General features: G+C 40.6%; 14 protein-coding genes and 2 pseudogenes. 6 read left to right on the forward strand and 10 right to left on the reverse strand.

What is annotated here, in order from left to right; translation table 11 throughout:
* Nucleotides 1-44: 44 nt before the first annotated feature.
* From CTN01_RS10100 to CTN01_RS10110, 3 genes are all read right to left on the reverse strand, one after another.
* Nucleotides 45-677, reverse strand: a complete 633-nt coding sequence (locus CTN01_RS10100) for an SDR family NAD(P)-dependent oxidoreductase (protein ID WP_045147486.1) — start codon at nucleotides 675-677, stop codon at nucleotides 45-47.
* A 277-nt stretch (nucleotides 678-954) separates the two neighbouring features.
* On the reverse strand, nucleotides 955-1,641 hold the full coding sequence (locus CTN01_RS10105; protein ID WP_107342155.1) for a hypothetical protein: 687 nt from the start codon (nucleotides 1,639-1,641) through the stop codon (nucleotides 955-957).
* Nucleotides 1,642-1,803: 162 nt separating this feature from the next.
* Entirely contained in the window at nucleotides 1,804-2,667 is an 864-nt protein-coding gene (locus tag CTN01_RS10110) for a LysR family transcriptional regulator (protein WP_107342156.1), read from the reverse strand.
* Between the two features lie 196 nt (nucleotides 2,668-2,863).
* Here CTN01_RS10110 and CTN01_RS10115 point away from each other — a divergent pair, with 196 nt between their 5' ends.
* From CTN01_RS10115 to CTN01_RS10125, 3 genes and pseudogenes are all read left to right on the forward strand, one after another.
* Nucleotides 2,864-3,469, forward strand: a complete 606-nt coding sequence (locus tag CTN01_RS10115) for a glutathione S-transferase family protein (protein WP_045147484.1) — start codon at nucleotides 2,864-2,866, stop codon at nucleotides 3,467-3,469.
* A gap of 52 nt (nucleotides 3,470-3,521) precedes the next feature.
* Nucleotides 3,522-3,997 (forward strand): annotated as a pseudogene (locus CTN01_RS10120) (DUF3291 domain-containing protein).
* A 458-nt stretch (nucleotides 3,998-4,455) separates the two neighbouring features.
* Entirely contained in the window at nucleotides 4,456-4,902 is a 447-nt protein-coding gene (locus CTN01_RS10125) for a GNAT family N-acetyltransferase (protein ID WP_045147482.1), read from the forward strand.
* On the opposite strand, the gene CTN01_RS10130 is transcribed toward CTN01_RS10125, so the two are convergent.
* Complete coding sequence (locus CTN01_RS10130) at nucleotides 4,899-6,050, reverse strand: YibE/F family protein (RefSeq protein ID WP_045147481.1); 1,152 nt, start codon at nucleotides 6,048-6,050, stop codon at nucleotides 4,899-4,901. The two genes, CTN01_RS10125 and CTN01_RS10130, sit on opposite strands and share 4 nt — an antisense overlap.
* Before the next feature lie 73 nt (nucleotides 6,051-6,123).
* Nucleotides 6,124-8,247 carry a bifunctional metallophosphatase/5'-nucleotidase gene (locus CTN01_RS10135; protein ID WP_045147480.1) on the reverse strand — a complete coding sequence of 708 codons (2,124 nt, stop codon included), beginning with the start codon at nucleotides 8,245-8,247 and terminating at the stop codon, nucleotides 6,124-6,126.
* Nucleotides 8,248-8,446: 199 nt separating this feature from the next.
* Here CTN01_RS10135 and cutA point away from each other — a divergent pair, with 199 nt between their 5' ends.
* Nucleotides 8,447-8,764 (forward strand): divalent-cation tolerance protein CutA, encoded by a 318-nt coding sequence (cutA, locus tag CTN01_RS10140; RefSeq protein WP_045147478.1) that lies wholly within the window; start codon nucleotides 8,447-8,449, stop codon nucleotides 8,762-8,764.
* A gap of 249 nt (nucleotides 8,765-9,013) precedes the next feature.
* Nucleotides 9,014-10,036: a methylenetetrahydrofolate reductase gene (locus CTN01_RS10145; protein ID WP_045147477.1), complete on the forward strand. Its 1,023-nt coding sequence runs from the start codon at nucleotides 9,014-9,016 to the stop codon at nucleotides 10,034-10,036.
* A 104-nt stretch (nucleotides 10,037-10,140) separates the two neighbouring features.
* On the opposite strand, the gene CTN01_RS10150 is transcribed toward CTN01_RS10145, so the two are convergent.
* The 4 genes and pseudogenes from CTN01_RS10150 to CTN01_RS10160 all read right to left on the reverse strand — a co-directional run bounded on the left by CTN01_RS10150 (nucleotide 10,141) and on the right by CTN01_RS10160 (nucleotide 13,064).
* Nucleotides 10,141-10,440: a hypothetical protein gene (locus CTN01_RS10150; protein ID WP_045147475.1), complete on the reverse strand. Its 300-nt coding sequence runs from the start codon at nucleotides 10,438-10,440 to the stop codon at nucleotides 10,141-10,143.
* A 160-nt stretch (nucleotides 10,441-10,600) separates the two neighbouring features.
* The gene (locus tag CTN01_RS23100; RefSeq protein WP_308810979.1) at nucleotides 10,601-10,807 is read right to left on the reverse strand and encodes an anion permease; all 207 of its coding nucleotides are present in this window, start codon (nucleotides 10,805-10,807) and stop codon (nucleotides 10,601-10,603) included.
* A pseudogene (locus CTN01_RS10155) lies at nucleotides 10,792-12,072 on the reverse strand (DASS family sodium-coupled anion symporter). Before CTN01_RS10155 ends, CTN01_RS23100 begins: the two are co-directional and overlap by 16 nt.
* Before the next feature lie 125 nt (nucleotides 12,073-12,197).
* Complete coding sequence (locus CTN01_RS10160; RefSeq protein ID WP_045147473.1) at nucleotides 12,198-13,064, reverse strand: LysR family transcriptional regulator; 867 nt, start codon at nucleotides 13,062-13,064, stop codon at nucleotides 12,198-12,200.
* A 103-nt stretch (nucleotides 13,065-13,167) separates the two neighbouring features.
* Here CTN01_RS10160 and CTN01_RS10165 point away from each other — a divergent pair, with 103 nt between their 5' ends.
* The gene (locus tag CTN01_RS10165) at nucleotides 13,168-13,542 is read left to right on the forward strand and encodes a YybH family protein (protein ID WP_045130091.1); all 375 of its coding nucleotides are present in this window, start codon (nucleotides 13,168-13,170) and stop codon (nucleotides 13,540-13,542) included.
* A gap of 65 nt (nucleotides 13,543-13,607) precedes the next feature.
* Here CTN01_RS10165 and CTN01_RS10170 read toward each other — a convergent pair whose 3' ends face one another.
* Nucleotides 13,608-16,028: a molybdopterin-dependent oxidoreductase gene (locus tag CTN01_RS10170; protein ID WP_045147472.1), complete on the reverse strand. Its 2,421-nt coding sequence runs from the start codon at nucleotides 16,026-16,028 to the stop codon at nucleotides 13,608-13,610.

The raw sequence follows: 16,028 nt of genomic DNA on the forward strand, positions 1-16,028 counted from the left end.
TTTCATCTATTCTCTCTGGTTCTTATTTGCTAATAACGTGGTGGTTAATAAGGGGCGATACTCGGATCAATACACTGGAAAATCTGACCATTAGCATCATTTCTTAACAGCAATTCATGGCTTAATCGTGCGACTTCTCCCCGAGTAATAGCGCCATGCACTTCTTTATGTTGTGATAACTCGCCTAGCTGGGTTGGCTCACCATCTTTCAGTCCGCCAGGTCTTAGAATTGTGTAATTCAAATTGCTGCTTTGTAGCCAAGCTTCAGCGAGTGTTTTTTCACGTACTGCGCTGCCAAAACCCGCTTTGGCACGGTCTGAAAGGTATGTCCAACTATCCCCACAACCCAGTGAAGTAATTAACAATAAGTGTTGTGAAGTGCTTTGTTCTAATGCATTTGTTAAGTAGCGGTGACCAATGTAATCGACAGGTGTATCAGAGCGAAAACTGCCCATTGTCGAGATATTAAATGTGTTGTCGGGTAGGGCAGAAACAGCCGCTTCAACTTGTTGTTTATCTGTTGCGTCACAACAAATGGACGTTATGTTGTGCTCGGCAAGCTTGGTATTTTTATTAGGGTCACGTGCTATGGCGATAACGTTCATACCTTGAGCATAAAAGTAGTCTACCATTGCAGCGCCTAAACCACTTGAAGCGCCCCAAATTGCAATATTCATTACGTAAAAATCCATCTCAAATAACAGTAATGATAATAGTTTGCATTATTATCATGGCGGAGTCATTAGTTTGATTGATTATCTGTTTGTTATTAGTCGTCTTAGAAGATTGCGCCAAAGAAAAAGCGCTGCCATATACTTTTAACTAAAAAGAGCATCCGTTGGCAACGCTTTAATTTATATACTGGCTTTTGTTTTAAGGAGTGCGCTTAGTGCGCCTGTTTAACTATTTTCGTTTTTAAACTGGCGCTTGAGTTCTCGGCTTAGCCGCTTAACATTATTCTGTTAGCGGTAACTCTACTTCACCAGTGGCACTGGTTCTCCAGTTAAAGGTTTTATCGTCTTTCCCTGTAATTTTTGCTGTGCCGTTTGCCAGCCAGCTATGTTGGCTATTGGTATCTTCATCATAATCAAATGGGGTGTTACCTTGTGATTCCGCCGTCCAATAGGTGACATCTACAGTTTTATCGTCACGGAAGAAGCCTCTGAACGATGCGCTATCTGATCCTGTTTCATTTATAATAAAGTGAATAGCGTTATCTTCAACAAGGCGATAATTTAATGTGCCATCGCTAATGCTAGCAGCATGAAACTTAACGTTATCTTTGGTTTGAATTTTGAAGTTGGTTTCGCTAGAACGGGTAATATCAAGCGTGCCGCTGATCAGCGAAATGCTAGAAAACTGAGTTTGGCTTTCTGACGTTTTATAATCGGCGATGTTACAGGTAAAGCCAGTGAGCGTAAGGCTAGGGTTTTTGTTTGATTCAGCATCCAAACATTGACCACCAATATGAACAATTAATGTATTAATGTCGGTTGAGATCTGGGCATAATCTTGTTTTTGTTGGCTCGATAAGCTATCGATATTTAGTCCGACGGTTTCTACAATCGCATCTTCAGCATCATTTGAACCACACCCTAGCAAAAAAAACGATGCCAAAGCTAAAAGACTCCATTTTTTCATAGCATATTCCTATTGTTATGTATGAAAGATCCCAACAAAAAAGTCAGTACCTAAGTAATCGTACTTTTGAGATTAGCTAAAGCTTTTTGATTTAAGTGTCTTGAAAGTAATACTATTATTCAATTAAAGATAATCGTTTCTTATTTAATAGATGCGCGATATTTAGCACTTTTCTGTCGCAAATTGTTCACACTGGTAACGATCAATCATGCGGTTGATACTTTCAGGTGAAAGTAAAAGGTGTGGCCTACTCGGTAGTGATAACACTATTTCAACCACGGGTAAGCTAGGCAGGTGAGGGGCGGTAAGCTCAATTAAATCATTCGGCATGCTGCATTTCGCCATCGCAGAAATTGCCAAGCCTTGCCTCACTAAGCCTTTGTTGGCCGTTGCGCTGCTACAACAACTAACAAGTTGATAATGTCGGTTACGTTTTATTAAGCCTTCAATGGCAGCACCGTGGAATTTACAGTCGCGTTGGAATAATACAATCGGTAAGGGTTGTTGGTTAACAATGTCGTGATGTGGCGAGCCAACCCATATGCCTTTGTCGGTTTGGAGAAAATAGCCTTCTTGCGAGGTTGGCGAACGCGTAACAATAGCGAGATCAAGCCGATTACTGTCGAGTAAACCTTTTAAATGTACGCTTGGTGCACAGGTGATTTGCAAGCTAATGTGTGGGTGTTCTTCACGGAGTAAAGCCACAATATAGGGCAAGATAGATTCAGCATAATCATCAGGACAACCAAGATGGATGGTTTGTTGCGGTAACTTGTTTTTAAGCTCTAACAAGGCTTCATCGTGGGTTGCGATGATTTGGGTGGCATGAGTGGCTAAGCGTTGCCCATCTTCTGTTAATACCAGCATTCGACCATCTTTAGTAAATAGCTGAGTATTGAGCTCATCTTCGAGCTTTTTCATCTGCATGCTAATCGCAGATTGAGTTCGAAAACTTTGCTTTGCTACGCGGGTGAAACTGCCTGTTTCTACGAAAGCTAAAAAGCTTCTTAATGCATCAATATCCATATGAGCTCCCTTTATTTAGCAATAAAAACATAGCGTTAAATTACTTTTATAACAAGCGATAAATACTTCAATATTATTGATAGTTGGTATTCGTATTTTACGATAGTCGAATGGTGCTTTGCTGATTACAGTTAACTTTATCAGTGTGAGCGATAAAGTGCTTTTGGTGCAAGCCTAGATAACACAAGGAGTGGTTATGGTTGTGTATGGCGATTTACAGTCGGGAAACTGTTTGAAAGTGAAATTGATTTTGTCACTGCTAGGGATTGAACATCAGTGGCAGCACATTAATATTTTGGAGAACGAAACCCATACCCCTGAATTTTTAGCTCTGAACCCTAATGGAAAAATCCCTGTTGTGGTGTTTGATGATGGTCGGGTGTTGTATGAGTCGAATGCAATTTTGAGCTATTTCGCAGAAGGCTCTGAGTATTTACCCCAAGACAATTTTCTAAAAGCTAAAGTCTATCAATGGTTGTTCTTCGAGCAGTATTCGCATGAACCTTATATTGCGGTAGCACGTTACATTCAAGTCTATTTGGGTATGCCAGCAGACAGAGTTGAACAGTATGAAGCGTTACATGCAAAAGGGTATAAAGCCCTAGATGTGATGGAGCAGCAATTTTCGAAATCAAACTTCTTGGTAGGTGACAATGTCACGATAGCGGATTTTGCGTTATATGCTTACACCCATGTTGCTGATGACGGCGGTTATGATTTACGTGGTTACCCACACATTAAGCGTTGGTTGAAAGCGGTGGGGCAGTTACACGCCAGTGTTGATATGGAAGAAGCGGTTTAGTGACGACATCTTACGCTGATTACGCTGATGGTAACAATGTGGGGAATAAAACATGAAGCTGGCACAACTAATATCGCAAAGGCAAAATACCCATTAGATGCGCCTGAAATTAAGTAGTTTGTTGATAACTTAGATAAGGTGAATGCGATCGCTGAAAACAGTGGAGGCTTTGTGTGGCGCTTGAAAGATGAATCTGGTGATGCGACGAATATTCAGCTTTTTGATGATCCTTCTATCATCGTCAACATGTCGATTTGGGACTCGGTGGATGATCTTAAAAACTTTATGTTCAGCACGCATCATAAAGACTTTATGCGCCGTAAAAGTGAATGGTTCTATCGCTTAACTGAAGCTAATTATGTTTTATGGTGGATTGAAGATGGTGAGATCCCCACGCCACAACACGCTGTATCGCGACTTGAGCATTTACGTAAACACGGTGAAACCCCTTATGCCTTTTCATTTAAATCCCGTTTTACGCCAGATGATTTGTTGCTGCTTGATGAGTTGATTTCCAGCAAGAGATGAGCGAAGTATTTTTTCTGTAATCGTTATATTTAGATATTTGATCAATTCATGATCTAGTTGTAAAGTACCAAAAGATGGTTGATGGCTTTGTTGAGATATAAGGGATTCGGGTTCACCATGTGAAATTCCGCCCCTTGCGCTGGCAAGGCTCTCAACCATTAACTTTTCGTCCCAAAGATAATTTTAGGAAAGAGAATCCTCACCTTTCAAGCCGTTCTCTATACTGCGGGTTTTCACCCCAATCTCAAACGTTCTATCTCCCACTTTAAAATTTACGATTGCGTTTTACTAATATTTAACTCCCGTTTTACGCAAGATGACTTGTTGCTGTTTGATGAGTTGATTTCCAGCAAGAGATGAGCGAAAGGTATTAAAAATTCAATCTCAGTTTGTTTGTCAGTTGGCGGCTATGATTGGTATTAATGGGGAGAAGAATCTAAGCAAAAAAGGTGTATGTCATGTTTACTGTTAAAGAAGCCACCCTTGATGATCTTGCGCGCGTTACGCCTTTGTATGAGGCATATCTGACGTTTTATGAAGTAGATTATAGCGAGAAAAACCCACTTCAATACCTACAACAACGCTTAGGAAATAAAGAGTCGGTTATCTACTTTGTGGTTGATGAACAAGGGCAATATGTTGGCTTTACTCAGTTATATCCGCTGTTTTGCTCGCTTGAAATGAATCGTACTTGGTTGCTTTATGATCTGTTTGTAACTGAATCTGCTCGCCAACATGGGGTTGCGCAGTTGCTGCTTGATCGCGCTGATCAGTTAGCGAAAGAAACTCAGGCCTCTTTCATTATGCTAAGTACTGCTGTCGATAACTTAAAAGCGCAGAACTTATATGAAAAAAATCACTACGAAAAAGACACTGAGTTTTTTACTTATCTAAAGCATTGCTAACGGTTAGCATTGATTGCTGGCTCTTCATTACTTTGATGATCAAAGATTTTACTAGCAATAAAGGCAGTAAATGGAATGGTAAGTACAATACCGATACTGCCTGCTAAACCGTGAATTATGCTTAACGCGATCACTGGGGTATTCATAAACTGTTCAACAGGCATTGAAAGCCCCCAGACCATCATAATGGTGGTGAGTGAGCTACCAGCAAACGCTAATATTAATGTGTTTGTCATGGTACCCATGATGTCTTTGCCTATGTTCATGCTGGCAAGCATCAATTGCTTGGGAGTGAGTTTGGGGTTGGCTTGTTGTAGTTCTTGATACGATGAAGCAATAGAAATGGCAACGTCCATTACGGCGCCCAGCGCGGCAATCATAATGGTGACAAACATAAGCCAACGCACTTGAATAGGATTTTCTGTGGCAAGGTAAATGACATCTTCACCTTTATCTAAGTAAATACCTGAAAGGTGTGCCCATTCGCCAAAGGTTTGAGCAAAAATACCCGCCATGATAACCCCAACTAAGGTGCCTAATATCGCACACAGGCTTTTCTTGTTATAACCAGAAACTAGGATGAAATTAACGACAATTTTTATTGCCATTAATTCGATAGTGACTAAGGCTGGGTTTATTCCGTCAAATATTGCTGGAATTAATACGCCGATGATCAGTGCTGCGGTGAAATACAGTGAAATAACAGCGTTTAAGCCTGCGCGTCCACCAAAGAATAAAATCAGCCCAATAAAGACAACTGCCATTGTATAGATGGGAGTGGTACGCTGGTGGTTAAACGCCCAAAAATGGCTACCGTGAATGGTTTCGCGGATCATCAATATGAATTCTGATCCTTTATCTAATAACACGTTATGTTGACGGCTTAATGGGTTATTAAGTTCAACGGTTTCATTGGTATGTTCACCTTCAAGTACTTTTATTTTTAGGTGTTGTGTACCGCGATAAATCCCAGGCGCTAAATCATCTTCAAATACATTTTCATCTATGATGTTTTCTACTTTTGCAGAAACGAAATGCTGAGATTGTGTTTTATTTGGATGGAAAGATTGGCTCAACAAAGGGGAGTAAAGAAAAATGGCAGTTGAGAGCGCAAATATAATGATCGGGAAAACGTATTTTTGAAACATGTGGCCTACAGAGATAGTCAGAGAAAAAAGCGGTAGAGAATGTCTACCGCTTGGGTGTTAAAAGCTATAACGACTAGCCATTGTTATTTGGATCAACAGTCCAGCTACAGCCAAGATTAAGTGCTTCTTTCGTTGCACTGCCGTCTGCTTTATAGGCTTTGTTTTCGAAATAACTAGTTGGATCGTTCATGTTTAACGCATGACTAATGCTTGGGTATTTCACGTTATCTGGGTTGATGTGAATGCACAGTTGTTGATTAGTAAACTGCTTCCAGATATCGCTATTAGCACGGTTATTTGTGATTTCGCCATCTGGCGATAACTGCAAAATATGCCAGTTATTCGTAGTGTTTAGGTGCTCATCGTTGATGCTAATACCGTTATGCTCTGTTACGTAAGCGGTGATCATATCGCGGATTGCTGGAACCGTTGCATCACTTGAATCGTAGAACACATCATCTTTTGTGAACCAACCGTTAGTTACCCCTTGGGTACCAAAGCGGTATGAGTTCAGTGCCAGTTTGTATGTCGCATTTGGATCAAACGCTTTACCGTCAACAAGGGTGATGTCAACACGTTCACCAGCAGGTTTTGTAAGATCCACGGTATATTCAATGGCACCATCGAATAAGTCGTAGTTATACGCTTGAACCTCTGGGTTAAATGAAACGGTTAAATCACCTTCTTTGTAAGTATTGAAGTAGTTGTATGACCACTCCATGTACTCTTTCAGGTGGGCACCTGTGATGTTTACGCCAATGAGTGCGTTATCGTATTTGTACAGGTTTGCAGAGTCTTTACGCTGGTAGTCTTGGCCATCACGTAGGTTAGACGTATCGCTAAATAACGCTGCAGCAGAAATTGTCGCCCCTGACTTTTCACGCTCAATGAACTGAATTAAGTCAATCAGTGCGCTGTCTTGTACTTTTGCTTTGTGAATGGTGCTGTATAGTCGCGTACCTAAGTCATCAACAAAGTAGTCATCGTTTGTTGCTTCATCAGCACCGCCACCGTTAACAAAGTCACCGTCAACTTTACCCAAAGTTTCGCGCGCATCTTCTACAGAGCGAGTATGAATATCTTGGTATTCATCAACCATGTTCTGATCTTCTGCGATTTCTTTGGTATCTAGATTAGAAAGGGTGGTATCAACAATTTTCCATTTACCTGACGCATCTTTTTCAACGTCAATTTTCGCCATTGCTAAATCTGAACCCCATTTACCCGGTTCAATGATTTTTACTGAACCTTGGCGATTACTGTCGTCGTATTTTCCTGATTTTGCTTTGTCTTCAACTAGGCCACTTTTCACACTGATGTCGTTACCGTTAGGATCGCCTTTTTTCACGGTTTCAATGTAAGTTGCGTGTTCGTGTCCTGCCATGATCACATCAAACTTATCAGCTAGCTCTGCGGCAATGTTGTATACACCAACACCTTGATCGGTTCGACCTAAGTGCAGCGCACCGACAATAATATCCGGCTGGTGGCGAGCAATAACATCGTCAACCACTGCACGTGTTGCATTTAGCTCGTCTTCAAACTTCAAGCCCTTGAAATGCTCTGGTGCTGACGCTTCCCAGTTAGGTACATAAGAAGGGGTTAAGCCAATAACCGCTACTTTACAGCCGTTAACGTTAAAAATTTGGAAGCCACGCAGATAGTTTGCGTTATTTGATTCCCATTTGATGTTGCTAGAAATTACTGCGCCATCAAAGTTTTCTAAGTTACGGTCAAGGAATGAACGATCAAAGTTAAATTCGTGGTTACCTGGCACCCATAAGTCGTAATTAAGATATTGTAACGCGTCAATCATTGGATGCGTTTCCATATCATTAAATAGCTGTGCTGAGTTGCCTTGTACCGTATCACCGATATCTAACAGAATAAGGTTAGGATCTAAAAGGCGTTGTTGCTCTAAGATAGTAGCAATACGGGTTAAACCTGCGTGTTTGTCTTCAGCATCAATGGCGTAGTCATAACCGCGAAGGCGACCGTGTAAGTCAGAGGTTGCGGCTAATGTGATGGTTTGTTTGTTTACTTGCTGATCACCTTTACTCACGACTTCTGGGGTGTGGGTCAGTGTTTGTCCATCAATAACTTTATTGTTGTCATCATGGTGGTGGTGATCATCATTACAGCCAACAAGGGCAATAGAGACAGCTAGGCTTAATGATAGAATTTTAAATTTGCTCACTATTCGAGTTCCTTAACGAATAAAAGATAGTTTCTCTGTAGGGGAGAAACGGCGCGATAATAAGGAGCGAATGTAAGCGTTGTGTCAGCGTTATATAATGCTTCTGTCATTGATGTAAAGAATGAGATGTTGCTTGTAAATTCTTATTCTGAATAATTTGAAATATTAAGATGAAAGTATTAATAAGGGTGAAATAAGCATGACTGGTCAATATTGTGTTGTTTTAACAACATTTTCAGATTCTAAGATAGGGAAAACTATTATCAATGAGCTGATTAGCCAGCGTTTAGCGGCGTGCGTACAGGTGATGCCTATTCAGTCTTATTATCATTGGCAAGGTGAAGTGAATTGCGATCAAGAGCAGCAGGTGCTTATTAAAACCAAAACAACACTGTTTGAAGAGGTTAAAGCCACGATTGTTGCGCTTCATGATTATGAAACTCCTGAGATCATTCAATTACCGATCACAAATGGTTTTGGTAATTATCTTTCATGGATAGACAAAGAATGTCGCTAATTTAACCCAGTAAGTTAAAAACAGTGACTTTTCTTTGATTTATCTATTATGTTTAGGTAAAACTAAAGCGTATATTGTGTTGCTAATTTGATAAATAACATAAATTTTCACCTTAAAAGAGAACTAAAAGGTAAGGCAACACACAAGGAAGAGATAAATCGTGGCAAAAGACATTGCTGCGTTTTATAAAAATTAAGCAGGTGTTATCTATTGGGTTAACGCACTGTGACAACATGGAAGTGAGCATTTATGTCGGATCAATATCAACCCACCCCTGAATCTGAACTGCGTGTCCGTTATAACGACATTACACGCGGTGTTTATTTTATTGGTACAACACCACCGAAAACTAGTACGCCGATTGAAGATGTTGAAGGTATTGCTGATCGTTTAGTTGATCGTATTCGTGATCTCGCGATTGATGGTTTGATTGTTTACGATATTCAAGATGAAGCATCACGTACCAATAAGCCGCGTCCGTTCCCTTTTAAATCGACCCATGATCCTCGTCATTACTCATCATTATTGAATAAGAAAACCGATCGTCCTGTGATCACTTATAAGAGTGTGGTGCAGTCGGAAACTGAAGCGTTTGATGAGTGGCTAAATGAAGCGTGGGATGAATACCGTGTCCGTGACATGGTATTAGTGGGTAGTCCATCGGCGAAAAATGATGTTTCACTGCCATTATCTAAGGCATATCAAACGCTGGCTGAAAACCGTAATGACTTCTTTACTGGCGGCATTATGATTGCTGAGCGTCATGCTAAGAAAGGTAATGAGCATGAACGTTTGATTGAAAAGTATAAGCAAGGTTGTAACTTCTTTATTTCTCAAGCGATTTACGATACTCAAGCAACGATTGATATTCTGACTCGTTACGCGATTGAGTGTAAAGAGCAAGGCTTAAAACCACAGCGTATTATCTTAACCTTCTCACCTTGTGGTAGTGCAAAAACGTTAGAGTTTATTGAGTGGTTAGGGGTGAGCGTTCCAGAAGCAACAAGCCTTCGTATTCTAAATGCAGAAAATCCACTGCATGAGTCGATTAAAATGTGTTGCAACAGCTTAAATCAGATCTTAGACGCAGTTGTGGAGTATGACTTACCACTGGGCTTAAACATTGAAAGCTTAACTAACCGTAAAGAAGAAATTGATGGCTCTATCTTACTTTACAAGCTATTGCGTTCATCAATGGACAGTCATTTAGCAAAGCATGAATTCCGTTTGTTAAAGCGTAAAGCACGCGCGAATAAACTTGCATCTGTGTAAATTGTTCTAGTAACAAAGCTCGCTAATAAATGGCTACCGATTTGAAAGAGCGGTAGCCATTTTTGTATCTGTTCTGTTTTCAATTCTCTTTGGAGAGAAGACCGTTAAGGCTTAGGTATTTGGCAAATCTTTTCTGATGCGGGTTCGCAGCCTCCGGTACATAAAATATCACCAAGGTCGTTTTTTATCGCAAAGCCACCATCTTGCTTTGAGCATTGATAGTCACCTAGTCGGTCTTTGATGCATTGTCCTTTACCACACAATGGATTCCCGAGTTTATCTGCGTAAATATGACCAAAAGGCGGCGGGCATACATAGTCACCTAAGGTTGTTTTTAAACAGTAACTAGCACTCCAAGATGGGAGAGAAAACAAAAGTAATGTTGCTAATAATATCGATCTCACAGTGTATTCCTTTTCGCTAGTTTGAAAGCCGTGGCGTTATTAAGATATATGGCGTATTCATTAGTGACCATAGATCAAATTATAAGAAAAAATGGCTACCCACATGGCAGCCATTTTTATGTTGTTACTTATTAGTAGTCGGTTATCGGTAATAGTTCAATTACATCAAACCTAGTACCGACCACCAAATTAAGCCAGTGGCTATAAAGATAATGGCACCACCAATGGAAATGACCAGTCCGATCTTCATCCATTCTTTATCGTTGTGGTATTGGTAGCCCATCAAAAGTGGATTACGAGCGTGACTATAAGTCGTTAAATTACAGCTAATGTTAGTAATACCGGCAACTGCTAAAATGCGATTAATGGATTAACACCTAAGACCATTAATGAGCCGATAATTACAGGCCCGAGTGCCACGACTTTAGCTGTACCTGATGCAAAAAAGTAAGCCGTTAATAGGTAAAAGCCCATCATAACAAGCAAAATAAGGGTAGGACCTGCATTGCCCATCCTGCTACTGATCATGTCTGAGACGCCATGTCCCACCCAACCAGTAAAGCCTAAGGTTTTTAATTGGCTTGCCATGCCCATTAATACCGCGAACCAGATCAAGGTATCCCATGCGCCTTTTTCTGCTTTAAAGTCATTTCAATTTAAAACGCCAAGCACTAATAGTGAAGATAAACCAATAAATGCTGCAGTAGTTGAGTGAAGGCTTAATGCTTTACCGCCAACCCACATTATGATTAAGGCGATAAAGACGGCGATCAGTTTCCACTCTGCTTGTGTCACTTTCCCCATTTACTTTAATTCAGCACGGGCAAACTCAGGCGCTTCTGGGGTTTGTTTGGTTTCTGGATTAATAAACTTATAAAGAATAAAAGGGATGGTGATTAATAAGGCTAATGCAGGAATTAATAAGTACATTGCCCAATGAGTAAAAGTCATATTGATATTTGCGACAGACGCTGCAATACCGACTAATGCTAAGTTACCTGCAAACCCTGTTTGAAAACCCACAGCAGATGCATCGTTCATTGCACTGACCGATGAGATCAAATACTTGCCAAGCTTGCTGTCATCTTTATTAATGGTTTTCGCAAGAGAATCGGCAATAGGAGAAACAATGGCGGAACGTGCGGTATTACTAGGCGTTGCAGGCGCAATAAGGAAATCAGCCACACCTAAACAATAAGCAATACGCAGTGAAGATTGACCAAAATAACGCAATAACACCAAAGCAATTCGGCGACCTAACCCTGTTTTTGCGAAGGCTCTTGCAATCATAAAGGCGATCACAATTAGCCAGATCAATACGTTATTAAAATTGCTGGTGGCTGCCATAATTGCAGCTTTGGCGCTGGTTTCACCTCCTGCGTGCAATACGGCATAAACGGATACTGAAATAATAGCGACAGCACCTGTTGGTAAAACATTAGCGACAATCGCAGCAATCGTTGCAATAAAGATAATTGCGGTGTGGTAGGCCGGTAATGATAAACCTAAAGGAGGTGTGAATTGCCAAGCGATAATACTTAAGAGAATGATAACAACAGAAGGGATAAGTTTAATCGCTAATAGCGGCTCTGTAGGACTGGCTATAGACGATGATTGTTTCGCGTGTTCCATAAAAGCTCAACAGTAATCAAATTATGCTTCTATGGTATTTAAAAGGTTATGCATTGCCTATGTTCTGGATCAGAAGTTATTCCCTCTGAGAATCTCCTATAGTGATATTTAATAAGACTTACATATTATGCTAACTGCTTTTCTAGCGCTGCGATACACAGTGTGACTGCCAATGGCGGAGCTTTATCAAAAGGGCTTAACGCATAAATTGGGTTAGTGGCTAGACTCATATTTGGCAATAGTGATGTAACTGTATTGTCGTTGTATGAAAGTAGTTGAGATAGATAAAAGTCAGGAATAATTCCGATCCCTGCACCTGCTTTGATTAATGCCACACAACTGTGAAAGGAATTGGTTGTGCAGTGGGCTTCTGCTTTATAAACCAGAGATTCGCTGTTCGTTGCAGTGAATGTATGTTCAATCTGTTTGCCTTGCCATTGATTAGCAATATAGGGCAGTTGGTGAATATCGGTTGTGTTTAATTGCGTTGAGCCACATAGCACGTCTTTAAATTCACCGAGTCGTTTTTGCTTAAGGTTACTGTCTTGTGATTGTCCTACGCGGATCGCTAAATCAATATCATATTTCATTAGGTTAACGTGCTGATCATCGCTGATAAGTTCTGGTTTCAACTTTGGGTATTGCTTCATTAGGTCGGCAATAACAGGCGACACTAAGGTGTCCATTAAAGCATTAGGCGCTGTAATACAAAGTCTGCCTTGTGGCTCTGTTTGCATTTCTTGGGCTTGATCCCACGCAATATCAGCAATGGTATTAATTTCACGGCAGCTTTGATAAAACGCTTCGCCAGCTTGGGTTAGTGTATGGCGACGAGTTGTTCGCTTAAGCAGGGTGATCCCCAGTTCTTGCTCTAATGTTTTTAAGTGCTGGCTTACGACGGATTTAGATAAATCAAGTTTGTTTGCCGCTGCGGAAACTGAGCCTTCTTCTACGATGTGAGCAAAAATCGACATTTGTCTTAGTTTGTTCATGATTGTTCTCTTTTATTAAACAGTCTTTTCTATTATCTCTGTTTTTCGCAATAAGTGATACGGGTAATCTAGCAATCAAATCACAGAATAAACGGAGTCAATCATGGTAGATCACAAGGTACTTGAAGCATGTAAAGCAGCACTAGCGGCATGGCAGAAGGCATTTAATGGTCAAGATGCAAAAGGCTGTGCAGCGCAATACGCTAAAGGGTGTGTGATGGATGCACGTCCGTTTGGTGTGTTTGAAGGTAGAGATGCGATTGAAAACTTCTGGCAAGGCATTATTGATCAAGGTTTTAATGATGTGAATTACACTGATGTGTCATGGGAGCCTGAAGGTGATGATGGCTATATTTTGACAGCGAAATGGACAATGAATAAAGCGTTTGGTGTGGTTCACAAAGAGCATTGGGCTATGCAAAGTGACGGTAGTGCAAAATTAGTATCAGATTGCTTTGAAGTGCAAGGTGAACGTTAAACTTAGCATAAGAAGTTAAAATAAAAGGCTGAGCCATATGACATGACTCAGCCTTATTAAGAAGATTATGCTTTCACAATTTTGGGGCCATCAAAACAATCAATATTGGGTGTTGAACCTTGATATTTTTTGATTTTGACTAAGCAGGTCTGTGCTGATGGTCCTTGAGACCAAGATGATGCACCACGATCCGTTGTTAATATGTTTACATTGCCATACAAACAGGTATCACCGTCAGGGCTATACCAACCACCTTCTTGTGTTGCCAATACACCTTGGCTCACTTTATCTGAAACAATAGCGCCTAATAAAATCCTACCTTTAGCGTTATATGTTTCGACAATATCACCCGTGACAAGGTTAAATTCTTTTGCATCAGCAGGGTTAATCCATAATGGTTCATGCTGATTGGCGTTAATAAGATCTCGTAACTCTTTCACGCCACAGAGTTGTGAGTGAAGCCTATTTGTTGGATGAAGCGATATTAGGTGGAAAAACTCACCTGATGAACGCTCTTTCCAATCTGACGTCTCCATCCAACTTGGATAGGGCGGGCAATCTTTAAGGTTTGCATTGGCTATTTTTTGTGAAAATAGCTGTATTAAACCAGAATCAGTCGCCAATCCATCAAGGTCTGGATCTTCTTTAAAGTCGGCATAACGTACAAAATCATTTTGACCGGGATATTCAAAAATAGCGCTATCTTGCGTCCAGAACTTCTCAAATACAGGCATGTTGATGCCTCGGTTTTGATTATCAGTGTATGCCTTATCGTAAAACTCTTTTAGCCACTGAATTTGGCTTTTCCCTTCAGTAAACTGTTTTTCACGGTCGAACTTAGCTGCAAATAAACGCCATATTTCATAGTCGTCTTTTGACTCATACATCGGCTCTACTAGCTTCTTCATACCGATAACACCACGGTTAGTTGCATTACCGTATGGTATTAATTCATCGCGCTCCCAAACTGTTGTTGTTGGTAACACTAAATCTGAGAAACGGCAGGTTGCGGTCCATTGACAGTCAATTGTTGCGATAAAATCGAGTTTATTTAATGCTTGTTTGAGTTGGTTTACGTCTTGATGAGTCGATAATGGGTTAGCACCAGCAACAACAAAGACCTTTAAGTCAGGGTAAGTAATATCTTTACCTTTAAACGGTACCACTTTTCCAGGGTTGTTGATGACATCCACCATACGTGATGTCGGGAAGTATGACGTACTTGTATAAGGTTTATCATACTTTGGCGTTGAACCCTTCACCGTTGCACTCATTACGCCAAGTCTTGAACCGTTTGAGGTTGCTGCACCTGCATCATTTGCATTATATCCAAACGAGAAGCCGCCACCGGGTAGACCAATCTCACCAATCATTGACGCTAATGCTACTAAAGACCAACAGTAATGCTCGCCATGCTCTGCACGCTGTGCAGACCAGCCACTAGAAAGTAGAGTACGTTTAGTGGTGAACTTTTTAGCAAGTGACTTAATGGTAGTAACTGGCAGTCCACAAATTTCCGAAGCCCATTCAGCTGTTTTCTTCACGCCATCTTTTTCACCTAAAAGGTAGGCAAAAAATTCTTCGTGTCCATCTGTGTAATCTTCGATGAAGCGCTTATTATATGTTTCTTGCTCTAATAGCTCGTAACAAAGTCCCAACATTAAAGCGGTATCTGTATGCGGCTTGATGGCGATATTTTTAGCATTTAGGTAATTTTGGGTATCTGTCGTAACGGGATCAATAGAGATCACCTCGATTTTCCCCTGATCGATCTTTTGTTTTATTTGTTGCCAGTATTTATAAGGTGAGAAATCTGGAACACTAAACCCTATCTTTAAGTTTTTGATAGGATCACAACCCCATAAAATGAGCAGCTCTGTATGTTCTGCCACATAGTTTAAAGTTGTCTGTTCAGAGGTTACTTCAATATCACCAACAATCTCAGGCAAAATAGATTCAGCAGCAGCGAAAGAGTAAAACCCTGTTGAACTCATCGTTTTACCATGAAGATTTAGAGCACGCTGCATTGCTGTACCGCAATTACCAAACTGTCCAAACATCCCCCAATGCGAAAGAGGGAAAATTGAAGAAGGCCCATGCTGTGATTGTGCGTTATCTATTTCTTTGTACAGAATATCAATGGCTTTTTCCCAACTAATAGGGACAAACTCATTACTACCGCGATCGCTATTGTCACCAGATAAATAACCTTTACGAACCATAGGTGTTTTAATTCGCGATGGGTTATTAATTGTTTTATAAGCGTGGTATACCATTTTAGAGTGGATATTATCCACGGAAATCTTTTTGATGGAATTACCATTCAATTCAGCTTCAAATGTGCCAAACTTAGAGCCAGTTAAAACTCGTCGTAAATTAGGATCTGCCTGTGATGCAAATGCGAGTGGACTTAATTGCATAGCAAGTGCTGCTTTCGTACTTACCGAGCAAGTCTTTTTAAGAAAATCACGCCTTGATAATACCAT

It is taken from the genome of Photobacterium angustum (assembly GCF_003026365.1).
Lineage (GTDB): Bacteria > Pseudomonadota > Gammaproteobacteria > Enterobacterales > Vibrionaceae > Photobacterium > Photobacterium angustum.

Excerpts from the sequence above, each read along its gene's own strand:
- CTN01_RS10100 (WP_045147486.1), bottom strand. The coding sequence starts at position 677 with ATGAATATTGCAATTTGGGGCGCTTCAAGTGGTTTAGGCGCTGCAATG.
- CTN01_RS10105 (WP_107342155.1), bottom strand. The coding sequence starts at position 1,641 with ATGAAAAAATGGAGTCTTTTAGCTTTGGCATCGTTTTTTTTGCTAGGG.
- CTN01_RS10110 (WP_107342156.1), bottom strand. The coding sequence starts at position 2,667 with ATGGATATTGATGCATTAAGAAGCTTTTTAGCTTTCGTAGAAACAGGC.
- CTN01_RS10115 (WP_045147484.1), top strand. The coding sequence starts at position 2,864 with ATGGTTGTGTATGGCGATTTACAGTCGGGAAACTGTTTGAAAGTGAAA.
- CTN01_RS10125 (WP_045147482.1), top strand. The coding sequence starts at position 4,456 with ATGTTTACTGTTAAAGAAGCCACCCTTGATGATCTTGCGCGCGTTACG.
- CTN01_RS10130 (WP_045147481.1), bottom strand. The coding sequence starts at position 6,050 with ATGTTTCAAAAATACGTTTTCCCGATCATTATATTTGCGCTCTCAACT.
- cutA (WP_045147478.1), top strand. The coding sequence starts at position 8,447 with ATGACTGGTCAATATTGTGTTGTTTTAACAACATTTTCAGATTCTAAG.
- CTN01_RS10145 (WP_045147477.1), top strand. The coding sequence starts at position 9,014 with ATGTCGGATCAATATCAACCCACCCCTGAATCTGAACTGCGTGTCCGT.
- CTN01_RS10160 (WP_045147473.1), bottom strand. The coding sequence starts at position 13,064 with ATGAACAAACTAAGACAAATGTCGATTTTTGCTCACATCGTAGAAGAA.
- CTN01_RS10165 (WP_045130091.1), top strand. The coding sequence starts at position 13,168 with ATGGTAGATCACAAGGTACTTGAAGCATGTAAAGCAGCACTAGCGGCA.
- CTN01_RS10170 (WP_045147472.1), bottom strand. The coding sequence starts at position 16,028 with ATGGTATTATCAAGGCGTGATTTTCTTAAAAAGACTTGCTCGGTAAGT.